Here is a 13,087-nt window from a genome sequence, read left to right on the forward strand (position 1 = left end):
TAAATCTGGCGCCTTTCGAATATGGGGTGGACGAAGGGGATCGAACCCTCGACAACGGGAGTCACAATCCCGTGCTCTACCAACTGAGCTACGCCCACCATATTGCGTTAACAAAGAAACCAAACCACTTCTTTGTTGAGCCCTGCCCCGCCTGACGACCGGGAAAAGCTTTAATTGGTGCGGATGAAGAGACTCGAACTCTTACGCCTCGCGGCGCTGGAACCTAAATCCAGTGTGTCTACCAATTCCACCACATCCGCGCTTGAAGCTCTTAAAGCAAAGGCGCCAGACTGTTAAATCTGGCGCCTTTCAGAATATGGGGTGGACGAAGGGGATCGAACCCTCGACAACGGGAGTCACAATCCCGTGCTCTACCAACTGAGCTACGCCCACCATATAGCGCTACTTGTGCCAAAGCTGCCTAATGGCGCACCCGGCAGGACTCGAACCTGCGACCATCCGCTTAGAAGGCGGATGCTCTATCCAGCTGAGCTACGGGCGCCTTATTAATCTGTACTCTTGGAGGATTACAAACTAAGTGCTTCCAGCCTTGCAGTACAACTATTCTGCTCGACCTTCTTAACCAGTGCTAGGCTGTGCCCGACAAGTGCGACGAATAGTATAGATGCCCCGGAAACCCGTCAAATCTTTTTTGAAAAAAACTGATTTTATTTAAGGGGTTAGGGCAATTTGCAGACCAAGCGCCTTTGCCCTCGCGCCTTGGCATGCGAGAATGCGCGCACTTTTCTTCCCCCTCTCGATGGTTAATCACGCGTAATGACTGCACAACTTATCGACGGCAAATCAATCGCCGCCAGCCTGCGCCAGCAGATCGCCAAACGAGTCACCGAGCGCAGCCAGCAAGGCCTGCGCACGCCTGGCCTCGCGGTGATCCTGGTCGGCAGCGATCCTGCCTCTCAGGTTTATGTCTCGCACAAGCGTAAAGACTGTGAAGAGGTCGGCTTTATTTCCAAGGCCTACGACTTGCCTTCGGACACCACTCAACAGGCCCTGACCGACCTGATTGACAGCCTCAACGATGACCCGGGCATGGACGGCATCCTGCTGCAACTGCCGCTGCCCGAGCACCTGGACGCCTCCAAGCTGCTGGAGCGCATCCGCCCGGACAAAGACGTCGACGGTTTCCACCCTTATAACGTCGGCCGCCTGGCCCAACGCATTCCACTGCTACGCCCATGCACCCCCAAAGGCATCATGACGCTGCTGGAAAGCACCGGTGTGGATCTCTATGGTCTGGACGCCGTCGTGGTGGGCGCATCGAACATCGTCGGTCGCCCGATGGCCATGGAACTGCTGCTGGCCGGCTGCACCGTGACCGTCACCCACCGTTTCACCAAGGACCTTGCTGGCCACGTCGGCCGCGCTGACCTGGTGGTAGTCGCCGCTGGCAAGCCGGGCCTGGTCAAGGGTGAATGGATCAAGGAAGGCGCCATCGTCATCGACGTGGGCATCAACCGCCAGGAAGACGGCAAGTTGGTGGGTGACGTGGTGTATGAAACCGCCCTGCCCCGTGCTGGCTGGATCACGCCGGTGCCAGGCGGTGTCGGGCCGATGACCCGGGCCTGCCTGTTGGAAAATACGCTGTATGCCGCAGAAACCCTGCACGGTTAATAACCAGGCATGATGAAAAAGCCCTGCCTTATCGCAGGGCTTTTTATTGCGCGTGAAAACCCGTGTTGCAGGCTGTTATTGCATTAAACAAACTAGCCAAAAGCCGCCACTCTTCCGGAGCTCGAAATGCCTGGCATCTTCCCAAAGCCAGCCTTGCCTGGCATCGCGCTCAGGCGGTGGCGCTTGTTGCACCGAGTCAAACAAGCCCACGCTGCGCAGTTGTTCAACGTCACCCAATCCACTATTTCGCGCTGGGAAAGCGGCGTACAGGCAATCGACCCCTGCGCGCACCAACAGCTTGAGCAATTACTCGCCGCCCGCCTTGATGCCGCCGCCGATCAAGCCTTGGCTCGCTTGGTCAGGGAAAGCTCACGGCCCGTTCATCTCATGTGCGACCTGACCCATCGTCTGCTGGCTTGCTCCCCTGCCCGCGCAGCCCAGTTCGCAAGCCCCGTCAGCGAATTGCTGGGGCGTTCGCTATGGCGCTTTGCGACACCGGAGATCATCAGCAAAGAACTCTCCCTGGATGAAACCGGGTGGAGGGAAGTCAGTGCGCCACCGACGATCGAATTCGTCACCGGCCACAATGACTCGCTTGTTGTGCCTATCAGCCAGAGCGCCTGTCGGTGGACGCGCATCCCTCTTTCAGACGGTACATCGGCGCGTTTGGTGGAGACGCTTTGACTGCCCTGCGCTATGCATATTGTATGCGTGGACGCTCAGCCTACCCGGGCTTAATCTGACTCCAATAGCATAGCCTTCGCCACCGGAGACAGAGAACTTCATGAACATCGACAAAATCAAAGGGCGCCTCGAATTCCTGCGAGAAACGGAAAAACTCAAGGATGTTCTCAGAAGTGCACACACCTCTTCCGGGCGCACCGAAAGCACGGCAGAACACAGTTGGCGTCTTTGTCTGATGGCTATTGTTTTCGAGGATCAACTGGCCGAACTCGACATGCTGAAGATTCTCAAGATGTGCGTCATTCACGATTTGGGTGAGGCCATCAATGGAGACATCCCGGCCGTCAGCCAGGCAGCGTTTCCCAACAAGGGCGAGCAAGAGAGAGACGATCTTGTGCTTCTGACCTCTGCCCTGGATGAGCCGCTGAAAGCTGAGATATTGGCGCTCTGGGATGACTATGAGCACGCACAGTCTGCGGAGGCAAAAGCCGTCAAGGCGCTGGACAAGCTGGAAACGCTGCTCCAGCACAATCAGGGCAAGAACCCACCGGGCTTCAATTACGAGTTCAATCTGGCTTACGGTAAGAAGTACACAGATGCCGACCCTCTGTTTGAGCAACTTCGACATCTTATCGATGAGGACACTCGGGAAAAAATTTCAAAGCAGTAGGTAAAAATCGCTACAAGCCCGACCAATCATCGGCTTACAGCCTTTATTTAAAGGCTCTCTATCGCTTTCTGATCCATACTCCTAAAATGTAACGTCATTTGTCACAAGATCCGTTCTACAACGGCATTTCCTTACTTTTTTAGCGAGTTCATCCGCGTGAAAATTCGTCTTTCTATTGTCAGCCTGTTTTTTGCTTTTACAGGCACTTTCGCCCACGCCGCCGAATCCACCCTGGCCCCGCGTGACGCCTCCAAGCTGCAGATCGCCTCTGGCAGCGCCATGCTGGTCGATTTGCAGACCAATAAAGTCATTTATTCCAGCAACCCCGACGTGGTGGTACCCATCGCTTCGGTGAGCAAGCTGATGACCGGCCTGATCGTCCTCGAAGCCAAGCAGAATATGGACGAGTACATCGACATCAACATCACCGACACGCCCGAGATGAAAGGCGTGTTCTCCCGGGTGAAGATCGGCAGCCAGATGCCGCGCAAGGAAATGCTGCTGATCGCGCTGATGTCCTCGGAAAACCGCGCCGCTGCGAGCCTGGCCCACCATTATCCTGGCGGTTACGCAGCCTTTATCGCGGCGATGAACGCCAAGGCCAAATCCCTGGGTATGACCAGCACCCACTATGTGGAGCCCACCGGCCTGTCGATCCATAACGTGTCGACCGCCCGCGACCTGAGCAAGCTGCTGGCCTATGCGCGCAAATTCCCGATGCTGAGCCAGTTGAGCACCACCAAGGAAAAGACCGTGTCGTTCCGCAAGCCCAACTACACCTTGGGCTTCTCCAACACCGATCACCTGATCAACCGCGCCAACTGGGATATCAAGCTGACCAAGACCGGCTTCACCAACCAGGCCGGCCATTGCCTGGTGCTGGTGACGAGCATGGGCAATCGCCCGGTGTCGCTGGTGATCCTGGATGCCTTTGGCAAGTTCACCCATTTTGCAGATGCCAGCCGTATTCGTAGTTGGGTCGAAACTGGCAAAGGCGGCGCAGTGCCGGATGTGGCGCTGCGGTACAAGGCCGATAAAAACCTCAAGAATCGAGCGACCGCTACGGAAGTACGTCGATAAACAGTGATGTGATTTAGTGTGGGAGCGGGCTCCCACATTATTTGAGTTTCACTTCTTCTCTGCCAACACCTTGAGCGCTTGGGCCGCTGCCTGCTCCTGCCCCGCCTGCGCCGTGGCATTGGCCGCATCGCGCCAGCGCTGCGCGTCCACATTGGCGGGCAACTGGCTCGGGCGCTGGGTCAGGATGGCCCAATGGCCCGCGCCCTTCCACGCCGACTCAAAGTCGCTGAAGCTCATGCTCAAGCGACGCTCATTGCCTGAGCGCAACAGCACCGTACTTTTTTGCTGGTTAAACCCCACCACCACGACATAACGCGCCCCGGACCAATAGCTGGCGTTGATCCGCGCCATCACCGGGTAACCCGCCGCCACCTGCGCCAGCACGGCGGTCAGCTTGGCGTCCAATGGGTACACCATCAGCCCGTACTCGCGCGCCAGCACCTGCATATTGCGCTCAAGGTCGGCCTCGGCACCGGGCAGGCGCAGCGGCTTATCAAGCAAACCCGGTGTCATGACAATGCCTTGTTGCGACAGCATGCTGGCAAGTGCTGTAGGACCGCTCTGATAAGCCTCGCTGCGAAAGGTCGGCACGCCATTGAGTTCAACGCGCTCCGGCAAGCCTGGCAGTTTTGATGGAGTGTTGCTGGAACAGGCCGCCAACCCGAGGGCAACGGCCAATAGCAAGGAAGTTTTAAGGTTCGACCGTAAGCGCAATTTTTTCACTCTCTTGATCAACTGCCAGTAAAGGCCCCGATCATAGCCCAATCGCGCTTTCTCTATCCCGTAGGAGCGAGCTTGCTCGCGAAAAAATTGGGGGCGCCGCGTTTATTCAGGAAGCCCGCGTCATGGTTGGCGGTTTTCGCGAGCAAGCTCGCTCCTACAGGGGGGGGGCGGCGCAAGATATCTATAGCCGACGCGTGCAATAAAGCGGTGACGATAGAGCAAACAAGTTGGACGGACTCGACCATTGGTCAATAGCAGGCAACCGTCAGCTGACTAGACTGTCCATTGAGAAGACTGTGTGTGCCCCAAGCGGGCGAAAGGAGGCCCGAATGAGCCTTGCAACAACGATTTTCCTGTTGATCTGTGGTTGGCTGGCCGTCGCCGCCGCCATGCTGTGGGGGGTCATGCGCGTGACGCGCCGGCATCATCACCCCCACGTCAAACCTGCTGAACCCGCCGAGCCGCGCAAGGCGACGGCGCATCACGCCTAGCCAGGCATGCAATTGAAGTCCTGGGTCGCGGCAATTTCCTTGCCGTGGCCGTCCTCAAGGGACGCGCGCACCGTGGTGCCCAGGCTCGACTCCACCAGGGTGTAGTGCTCACCCGCCTTGAAATGCTTGTACTCGATGCGGCCCTGGCAGTCCTGCTGGTTGTCGTCGCCCGGCTCGTCTTCAAATAAGGTCACGTCCAGGCGATGGTCCCCCGGGGTCACTTCAAAATAGCGCCCATCGTCCACGCGCTTGCCATCGACACGCTCGGCCATCAGGTCATTCGGCGCCTCTTCCTGCAAGCCTATCCAGGCTTGGCTGGGGTCCGCCTTGGGGATCGGTCCGGCGCACGCCGACAGCAAACAGACAACGCCAAGGACGGGAACTAACAACAGTGGTTTGAGTGACATGACAGCGCTCCAAAGGGCAGGTATTAAAAGGTCGTATCCGATGGCTGACAAGCTTGATGAGCCACCCTTCCTGGAACAAATGAATCCCTATGAAAGGATCTTCAGCCATTAACTAAAACTTCCTTCACTTGGCTGAAAGGCGCGTGTTAGGTGGGTCGGGCAAGACTGCCGGGGTTTGCAATCCTGCTCTTCTCGGAGACTCACGCATGCTCGGGCTGGTAAAGACCGCACTGCACAAGCCGTACACCTTCATCGTGCTGGCTATATTCATTTGCATCATTGGGCCGATGGCGGCCCTGCGCACGCCCACGGATGTTTTTCCCGATATCGGCATTCCCGTGGTCGCCGTGGTCTGGCAGTACAACGGCCTGTCCCCGGACGCCATGGCCGGCCGGGTGATCTACACCTACGAACGCTCCCTGAGCACCACCGTCAACGACATCGAACACATCGAGTCGCAATCGTTGCCCGGCATGGGCATCGTCAAGATCTTCTTCCAGCCTGGCGTGGATATCCGTACCGCCAACGCTCAGGTCACGGCGGTGTCACAAACCGTGCTCAAGCAAATGCCGCCGGGCATCACCCCGCCGCTGATCCTCAACTACAGCGCCTCCACGGTGCCGATCCTGCAAATGGCGTTCTCCAGCCCGAGCCTTTCGGAAGCCAGAATTCGCGACCTGGTGCAGAACAATATCCGCCTGCCCTTGAGTGCCCTGCCCGGCCTGGCCATGCCTACACCGATGGGCGGCAAGCAACGGCAGATTACGCTGGACCTCGACCCCCAAGCCCTGGCCGCCAAAGGTTTGTCGGCCCAGGATGTGGGCAATGCCCTGGCGCTGCAGAACCAGATCATCCCGGTGGGCACCGCCAAGCTGGGCCCCAACGAATACACGATCCTGCTCAACAACAGCCCCAAAGCCATCGATGAGCTCAACGACTTGCCGATCAAGACGGTTGACGGTGCGCTGATCACCATCGGCCAAGTGGCCCATGTGCGCGACGGTTCACCACCGCAAACCAATATCGTGCGGGTCGACGGCCATCGCGCCGTGCTGATGCCGGCGCTGAAAAACGGCAGCATTTCCACCCTGTCGATCATCGACGGTATCCGCCAGATGCTGCCGCGCATCAATGAAACCCTGCCGCCGTCATTGAAAACCTCGCTGCTGGGCGACGCCTCGGTATTCGTCAAACAGTCGGTGGGCAGCGTGGCCCAGGAAGGCATCATTGCCGCATTGCTCACCAGTGCGATGATCCTGCTGTTTCTCGGCAGTTGGCGTTCGACCTTGATCATCGCCGCGTCGATTCCCCTGGCGGTGCTCTCGGCCATCGCGTTGCTGGCGGTCAGCGGGCAAACCCTCAACGTGATGACATTGGGCGGGCTGGCATTGGCGGTGGGTATCCTGGTAGATGACGCCACGGTGACCATCGAGAACATCAACTGGCACCTGGAACAAGGCAAGACGGTGAAGACCGCGATTCTCGACGGCGCCGCGCAAATCGTCGGCCCGGCGTTCGTCTCACTGCTGTGCATCTGCATCGTGTTCGTGCCGATGTTTTTGCTGCAAGGCATCGCCGGTTACCTGTTCCGGCCCATGGCATTGGCGGTGATCTTCGCCATGGCCAGCTCGTTCATTCTCTCGCGCACCCTGGTGCCGACGCTGGCGATGTTTTTGCTCAAACCACATAGGCCCGAGCCAGGCGCGGGGCATCATCCGGAAGATGCATTCATCAACCACCACGAGGGTGAACAGCACCTGAAACCGCGCAATGCGTTGCTGCAATCATTGCTTAATTTTCAGCAGGGGTTCGAGCGGCACTTTTCCAATGTCCGCGACACCTACCATGGCCTGCTGACGCTGGCATTGGGCGCACGCAAGCGCTTCATTGTCGGGTTCCTGGCCTGCGTACTCGCGTCGTTCCTGCTGTTGCCCAGCCTGGGCCAGGACTTTTTCCCAGCCACCGATGCGGGTGCCCTGGCCCTGCATGTGCGCTTGCCCCTGGGCACGCGCATCGAGGAAAGCGCCGCGGCGTTCGACCGCATCGAAGCGCGGATCCGCGAGGTCATCCCCGCCGAAGAACTGGACACCATCGTCGACAATATCGGCATTCCGCTCAGCGGCATCGACATGGCCTACAGCAGCAGCGGCACCATCGGCCCGCAGGATGGCGATATTCAAGTCAGCTTGAAAACGCACCACGCGCCCACCGCCGACTACGTGAAAAAACTGCGCGAAGCCCTGCCGCAAAGTTTCCCCGGCAGCCACTTTGCGTTCCTGCCCGCCGACATCAGCAGCCAGATCCTCAACTTCGGCGCACCCGCCCCGCTGGACGTCAAAATCTCCGGGCGCAATGACGCAGACAACCGCGCCTATGCCGTCGAGCTTGAACGGCGCTTGCAGCATGTACCGGGGATTGCCGACCTGCGCATTCAGCAGTCAACCGGCTACCCCTCATTGCAAGTGAATGTAGACCGCATGCGCGCCAATGGCCTGGGTATCACCGAGCGTGACGTCACCAACAGCATGGTCGCCTCCCTCGCCGGCAGCTCGCAAACCGCGCCGACCTTCTGGCTCAACCCGGCCAACGGCGTGTCTTACTCCATCGTCGCCGCCACCCCGCAATACCGTCTCGACAGCCTGCCGTCCCTGGAAGCGCTGCCGGTAACCGGTGCCAATGGCCAGGCGCAAATTCTCGGCGGCGTGGCGACCATCTCCCGGGTACAAAGCCCGGCCGTGGTGACCCACTATAACATCGAGCCGACCCTGGACCTGTACGCCAACGTGCAAGGTCGCGACCTCGGCGGTGTGGCCCGCGATGTGCAAAAGGTGCTGGATGACACGGCGTCCATGCGCCCCAAAGGCGCGACCATCAGCCTGCACGGGCAGATCGATGCGCTGCATGAGGCGTTCAGTGGTTTGAGCTTCGGGCTGCTCGGCGCGGTGGTGCTGATCTACTTGCTGATCGTGGTCAACTTCCAGTCGTGGGCCGACCCCTTTGTGATCATCACGGCGTTGCCGGCAGCATTGGCGGGCATCGTGTGGATGCTGTTCCTCAGTGGCACCTCGTTGTCGGTGCCAGCACTCACCGGCGCCATCTTGTGCATGGGCGTGGCCACCGCCAACTCGATCCTGGTGGTGAGCTTCTGCCGTGAGCGCCTGGCCGAACATGGCGATGCATTGAAAGCCGCGCTGGAAGCGGGCTACACACGCTTTCGCCCGGTGTGCATGACCGCCCTGGCAATGATCATCGGCATGTTGCCCCTGGCGATTTCCGAGGAACAGAACGCCCCGCTCGGTCGAGCGGTCATCGGTGGCTTGATCTTCGCCACCATCGCCACTTTGTTGTTTGTTCCCGTGGTCTTCAGCCTGGTCCACGGCCGTCATCCTACTCGCGCAACTGCTGGAGAAACGCCCCATGTCGCCTGATCAAAAACCCTCGCGCAAGCGTCTGATGCTCCTGGGTGTCGGTGGCCTGACGTTGGCTGCCCTGTTGGTCGCCAGCGGCCTGCACGCACGAACGCTGCACGAGCAATCGGTCACTGCCTGGACCGAAGCCGCCGCTGTCCCCCAGGTGATGGTGTTCCAACCCAAGCCAAACGCCGCCGGTGATACCCTGCGCCTGCCCGCTCACCTGGAAGCATGGAGCCAGGCGGCGATCCATGCACGGGTCAGCGGCTACTTGAAGGACTGGAAAGTCGACATCGGCGCCCAGGTCAAGGCCGGGCAAATCCTCGCCGAAATCGACAGCCCCGAGCTCGACCAACAACTGGCCCAGGCCCATGCCCGCCTGATCCAGCAACAAGCCAACGCACGCCTGGCAGCCACCACCGCGACCCGCTGGCAAAACCTGCTGGCCAGCCATTCGGTATCGCGCCAGGACGCCGATGAGAAAACCTCCAATGCCGCAGCCGCCAAGGCCAACACCGAAGCTGCGGCGGCGGACTACGCGCGACTGTGCGCCCTGGAAAGCTACAAGACCCTTCGCGCGCCGTTCGCCGGCACCATCACCGCCCGCAACACGGACATCGGCCAGTTGATCAAGGCCGATAACGCCAGCGATCCGGAACTGTTCAACATTGCCGACACCCACCAATTGCGCTTGTACGTGCCGGTGCCGCAGAACTATGCAGCGGTGATTCATACGGGCCTTGAGGCTGAACTGACCGTCCCTGAGCACCCCGGCGAGCACTTCAAGGCACGCCTGATCGGTGACTCCACCGCCATCGACCGCCGCTCCGGCACCCTGCTCGCCCAGTTCGTTGCCGACAACCCCAACGGCGAACTGCTGCCAGGTGATTACGCCGAAGTCACCCTGCCGATTCCGGCCGATACCCATGGCGTGAGCATCCCGGCCAGCGCCTTGATCTTCCGCGCCCAGGGCACCCAGGTTGCGGTGCTGGACGGGCGCAACCATGTGCACCTGCAAGACATCCATATTGGCCTGGACCTCGGCGAGCGCCTGGTGATCGACCAAGGCTTGAAGCCTGCCGACCGCATCATCGACAACCCGCCCGACGCCCTGCGTGAAGGCGACCCGGTGCAACTGGCTGACGCCACCGGAGGTGCCCATGCGCCCAAGGCTTAAGCCGCTGGCGGCGTTGATGCTGCTGGCGTTGCAGGGTTGCTCGATGGCACCCACCTATACAGTGCCGTCGGTTGACCTGCCCGCGAACTACCGTGAACAAACCAGCGATGGCCCCTGGCACAGCGCGCAACCGTCGGACCAATTGGCGCCCCAGTGGTGGCAGCTTTACAACGATTCGCGCCTGAACTCGCTGCAACAGCAACTGCTCAAGGCCAACCCGGACCTGGCCGCGGCGCTGGCGCACGTGGATGCGTCCCAGGCCTACGCCAGCCAATTGCACGCGGGCCTGTTCCCGCAAATCACCGCCAGCGCGCAACCGCTGCGTCAGCGTCAATCGGATTCACGACCGTTGCGCGGCACTACACAGCCGTCGGTGTACAACAGCAATACCGCTGGGTTTTCCCTGGGTTACGACCTCGACCTGTGGGGCAAAATCCGCAACCAGGTGGCCGCGGGCGATGCCCAGGCGCAAGCGTCTTTTGATGATTTGGCGGTGGTGAGCTTGAGCCTCCAACAGCAGTTGGCGAGCCTCTATGTGCAGCTCAATGGGCTGGATGCACAGGGCCGAATCCTCAACACGTCGTTGCAGGACTTCAGCAAAGCGCTGCAACTGACCCGCAGCCGTTATGAAGGCCAGATTGCGTCGGAACTGGACCTGACCCGCGCACAAAACCAACTGGCCGAAGCCAAGGCACAGCTGGACGAAGTGCGTGGCCAGCGCAACCTCGCCGAGCATGCCATCGGCGAATTGGTGGGCGTGACGGCCAGTGATTTTTCATTGCCGCCCAGCTCGCAATTAATGGCGTTGCCTGGCATTCCGGCGCAGTTGCCCAGCCACCTGTTGCAGCGTCGCCCGGACATTGCCGCCGCTGAACGACGGGTGTTTGCGGCCAATGCAACTATCGGCGTGGCCAAGGCAGCGTGGTTTCCGGATTTCAGTTTGACCGGTGTGCTGGGCGGGCAGACCCAAGGCGTCGGCAACCTGCTGTCCGCCGGCAACCGGTATTGGGCGCTGGGGCCACTGATGAACCTGCCGATCTTCGACGGCGGGCGCTTGAGCGCCAATGAGCGCCAGGCCAAGGCCGAGTTCGAGGAGGCCTCGGCACAGTACCGTAGCCACGTGTTAAAAGCCGTGCGCGAGGTGGAAGATAACCTCGCCCAACTGCGGGATTTGCAGCAGCAAGCCGAGGACGAGCAAGCGGCGGCAGAGGCAGCGCAACATACCCAGGCCTTGGCGATGAACAGCTATCAGGCCGGGGCGGTGAGTTACCTGGATGTGGTCACCGCCCAAACCGCCGCGTTGCAGGCGCAGAGAACATTGCAGGCGGTGCAGACCCGGCAATTGCAAGCAAGCGTGGGACTGTTGACCGCACTCGGCGGCGGCTGGCAGCCCGGTTAATACCCTGTAGGAGCGAGCTTGCTCGCGAAAAACTCACAGGCGCCGCGTATTTTCAGGAAGCACGCGTTATCGTTGGCGTTTTTCGCGAGCAAGCTCGCTCCTACATTTTTTAGCGCATTTCAGGCCGCGAGCTGGCCGCTGGCGATGGCCGCTGAGGCGGCTACCATCGCGCGCAACAACACCGCACAGCCCGCCGCGAGGTCATCCGGCGCGGCATTCTCGATTTCGTTGTGGCTGATGCCGCCTTCACACGGCACAAAGATCATCCCCGCCGGGCCCAGCTCAGCCACGAAGATCGCGTCGTGCCCCGCCCCGCTGACGATATCCATGTTCGACAAGCCCAAGCCATTGGCGGCATTGCGCACCGCGTCCACACAGCCTTTGTCGAAGTACAGTGGCGGGAAGTCCGCCGTGGGCTGCATGTCGAAACTCAAGCCGTGTTTGGCGCAGGTGGCCTCGATCACCTGGCGAACCTGGGCAATCATCGAATCCAGCCGTGCCGGTTCCAGGTGACGAAAATCCAGGGTCATGCGTACTTCACCGGGAATCACGTTGCGCGATCCCGGATACGCTTGCAGGCAACCCACCGTGCCGCATGCATGGGGCTGGTGCGCCAGCGCCGCCGCGTTCACGGCGGCCACCACTGCCGCCGCGCCTACCAGGGCGTCCTTGCGCAAGTGCATGGGTGTAGGGCCCGCGTGGGCTTCAACACCGCGCAGCTTCAGGTCGAACCATTTTTGCCCAAGGGCGCCGAGCACCACGCCGATGGTTTTGTGTTCATCCTCCAGAATCGGCCCTTGTTCGATATGCGCCTCGAAATACGCGCCGACCTTATGCCCGCTGACCGGCCGTGTTCCCGCATAACCAATCGCGTTCAGCGCCTCACCCACGCTGACCCCTTCCGCATCGACCTTGGCCAGGGTATCGGCCAGGCTGAACTTCTCGGCAAACACCCCTGAGCCCATCATGCACGGTGGGAAGCGCGAGCCTTCTTCGTTGGTCCATACCACCACTTCCAGCGGCGCCTCGGTTTCCACATTCAGGTCGTTAAGGGTGCGCAGCACTTCCACACCGGCCAGCACGCCGAAGCAACCGTCGAACTTGCCGCCCGTGGGCTGGGTGTCGATATGGCTGCCGGTCATCACTGGCGGCAGGTCGGGATTGCGGCCGGGGCGACGCGCAAAGATATTGCCGATGCCGTCGATGGTCACGGTGCAACCAGCCGCTTCGCACCACTGCACGAAGAGGTCGCGAGCCTTACGGTCGAGGTCGGTGAGGGCCAGGCGGCACACACCGCCCTTGGGGGTGGCACCGAGTTTGGCCAGGTCCATCAGCGACTGCCACAGACGGTCGCGGTTGATGTGCTGATGGGTCGATTGCAGAACGTCGAGGGCAGCGTTCATGGAGGTCTCCT

Annotated in this window: 11 protein-coding genes and 4 tRNA genes; 8 read left to right on the plus strand and 7 right to left on the minus strand. The window is 60.4% G+C overall.

Features of this window, described 5'->3' with window-relative positions; genetic code table 11:
* Positions 1-22: 22 nt before the first annotated feature.
* The 4 genes from HU731_RS04925 to HU731_RS04940 form a co-directional block, all read right to left on the minus strand.
* Positions 23-98 (minus strand) — tRNA-His (locus tag HU731_RS04925).
* Positions 99-175: 77 nt separating this feature from the next.
* A tRNA-Leu gene (locus tag HU731_RS04930) sits at positions 176-260 on the minus strand.
* Between the two features lie 57 nt (positions 261-317).
* Positions 318-393 (minus strand) — tRNA-His (locus HU731_RS04935).
* A gap of 32 nt (positions 394-425) precedes the next feature.
* Positions 426-502, minus strand: a tRNA-Arg gene (locus tag HU731_RS04940).
* A gap of 275 nt (positions 503-777) precedes the next feature.
* On the opposite strand from HU731_RS04940, the gene folD reads away from it, so the two are divergent.
* From folD to pbpG, 4 genes are all read left to right on the plus strand, one after another.
* A complete protein-coding gene (gene folD, locus HU731_RS04945; RefSeq protein WP_003192259.1) occupies positions 778-1,632 on the plus strand; it encodes a bifunctional methylenetetrahydrofolate dehydrogenase/methenyltetrahydrofolate cyclohydrolase FolD in 855 nt (284 codons plus the stop codon).
* A 126-nt stretch (positions 1,633-1,758) separates the two neighbouring features.
* The gene (locus tag HU731_RS04950) at positions 1,759-2,316 is read left to right on the plus strand and encodes a helix-turn-helix domain-containing protein (protein ID WP_186608642.1); all 558 of its coding nucleotides are present in this window, start codon (positions 1,759-1,761) and stop codon (positions 2,314-2,316) included.
* Between the two features lie 100 nt (positions 2,317-2,416).
* A complete protein-coding gene (locus HU731_RS04955; RefSeq protein ID WP_186608641.1) occupies positions 2,417-2,986 on the plus strand; it encodes an HD domain-containing protein in 570 nt (189 codons plus the stop codon).
* A gap of 156 nt (positions 2,987-3,142) precedes the next feature.
* A complete protein-coding gene (gene pbpG / locus HU731_RS04960) occupies positions 3,143-4,066 on the plus strand; it encodes a D-alanyl-D-alanine endopeptidase (protein WP_186608640.1) in 924 nt (307 codons plus the stop codon).
* A gap of 48 nt (positions 4,067-4,114) precedes the next feature.
* Here the strand turns inward: pbpG and HU731_RS04965 are convergent, their stop codons facing one another.
* Positions 4,115-4,780: a C39 family peptidase gene (locus HU731_RS04965; RefSeq protein ID WP_069558224.1), complete on the minus strand. Its 666-nt coding sequence runs from the start codon at positions 4,778-4,780 to the stop codon at positions 4,115-4,117.
* 338 nt (positions 4,781-5,118) lie between these two features.
* Between HU731_RS04965 and HU731_RS04970 the strand changes: the two genes are divergently transcribed.
* Positions 5,119-5,280 carry a hypothetical protein gene (locus tag HU731_RS04970; protein ID WP_164692270.1) on the plus strand — a complete coding sequence of 54 codons (162 nt, stop codon included), beginning with the start codon at positions 5,119-5,121 and terminating at the stop codon, positions 5,278-5,280.
* On the opposite strand, the gene HU731_RS04975 is transcribed toward HU731_RS04970, so the two are convergent.
* On the minus strand, positions 5,277-5,687 hold the full coding sequence (locus tag HU731_RS04975) for a PA0061/PA0062 family lipoprotein (RefSeq protein ID WP_186608639.1): 411 nt from the start codon (positions 5,685-5,687) through the stop codon (positions 5,277-5,279). The two genes, HU731_RS04970 and HU731_RS04975, sit on opposite strands and share 4 nt — an antisense overlap.
* Before the next feature lie 206 nt (positions 5,688-5,893).
* Between HU731_RS04975 and HU731_RS04980 the strand changes: the two genes are divergently transcribed.
* The 3 genes from HU731_RS04980 to HU731_RS04990 are packed head-to-tail and all read left to right on the plus strand — an operon-like array spanning position 5,894 to position 11,673.
* Positions 5,894-9,115, plus strand: coding sequence for an efflux RND transporter permease subunit (locus HU731_RS04980; RefSeq protein ID WP_186608638.1), 3,222 nt, complete (start codon positions 5,894-5,896; stop codon positions 9,113-9,115).
* Complete coding sequence (locus HU731_RS04985) at positions 9,105-10,274, plus strand: efflux RND transporter periplasmic adaptor subunit (RefSeq protein ID WP_186608637.1); 1,170 nt, start codon at positions 9,105-9,107, stop codon at positions 10,272-10,274. The genes HU731_RS04980 and HU731_RS04985 overlap by 11 nt, the downstream gene beginning before the upstream one ends.
* Positions 10,258-11,673 carry an efflux transporter outer membrane subunit gene (locus HU731_RS04990; protein ID WP_186608636.1) on the plus strand — a complete coding sequence of 472 codons (1,416 nt, stop codon included), beginning with the start codon at positions 10,258-10,260 and terminating at the stop codon, positions 11,671-11,673. Before HU731_RS04985 ends, HU731_RS04990 begins: the two co-directional genes overlap by 17 nt.
* A 119-nt stretch (positions 11,674-11,792) precedes the next feature.
* Here HU731_RS04990 and HU731_RS04995 read toward each other — a convergent pair whose 3' ends face one another.
* Positions 11,793-13,076 (minus strand): Zn-dependent hydrolase, encoded by a 1,284-nt coding sequence (locus tag HU731_RS04995; protein ID WP_186608635.1) that lies wholly within the window; start codon positions 13,074-13,076, stop codon positions 11,793-11,795.
* Positions 13,077-13,087 lie beyond the last annotated feature (11 nt).

Source organism: Pseudomonas salmasensis, from assembly GCF_014268375.2.
GTDB lineage: Bacteria > Pseudomonadota > Gammaproteobacteria > Pseudomonadales > Pseudomonadaceae > Aquipseudomonas > Aquipseudomonas salmasensis.

What these genes read in the sequence shown, in the direction of transcription:
- folD (WP_003192259.1), top strand. Translation starts at nt 778, where the DNA reads ATGACTGCACAACTTATCGACGGCAAATCAATCGCCGCCAGCCTGCGC.
- HU731_RS04950 (WP_186608642.1), top strand. Translation starts at nt 1,759, where the DNA reads ATGCCTGGCATCTTCCCAAAGCCAGCCTTGCCTGGCATCGCGCTCAGG.
- HU731_RS04955 (WP_186608641.1), top strand. Translation starts at nt 2,417, where the DNA reads ATGAACATCGACAAAATCAAAGGGCGCCTCGAATTCCTGCGAGAAACG.
- HU731_RS04970 (WP_164692270.1), top strand. Translation starts at nt 5,119, where the DNA reads ATGAGCCTTGCAACAACGATTTTCCTGTTGATCTGTGGTTGGCTGGCC.
- HU731_RS04975 (WP_186608639.1), bottom strand. Translation starts at nt 5,687, where the DNA reads ATGTCACTCAAACCACTGTTGTTAGTTCCCGTCCTTGGCGTTGTCTGT.
- HU731_RS04980 (WP_186608638.1), top strand. Translation starts at nt 5,894, where the DNA reads ATGCTCGGGCTGGTAAAGACCGCACTGCACAAGCCGTACACCTTCATC.
- HU731_RS04985 (WP_186608637.1), top strand. Translation starts at nt 9,105, where the DNA reads ATGTCGCCTGATCAAAAACCCTCGCGCAAGCGTCTGATGCTCCTGGGT.
- HU731_RS04990 (WP_186608636.1), top strand. Translation starts at nt 10,258, where the DNA reads ATGCGCCCAAGGCTTAAGCCGCTGGCGGCGTTGATGCTGCTGGCGTTG.
- HU731_RS04995 (WP_186608635.1), bottom strand. Translation starts at nt 13,076, where the DNA reads ATGAACGCTGCCCTCGACGTTCTGCAATCGACCCATCAGCACATCAAC.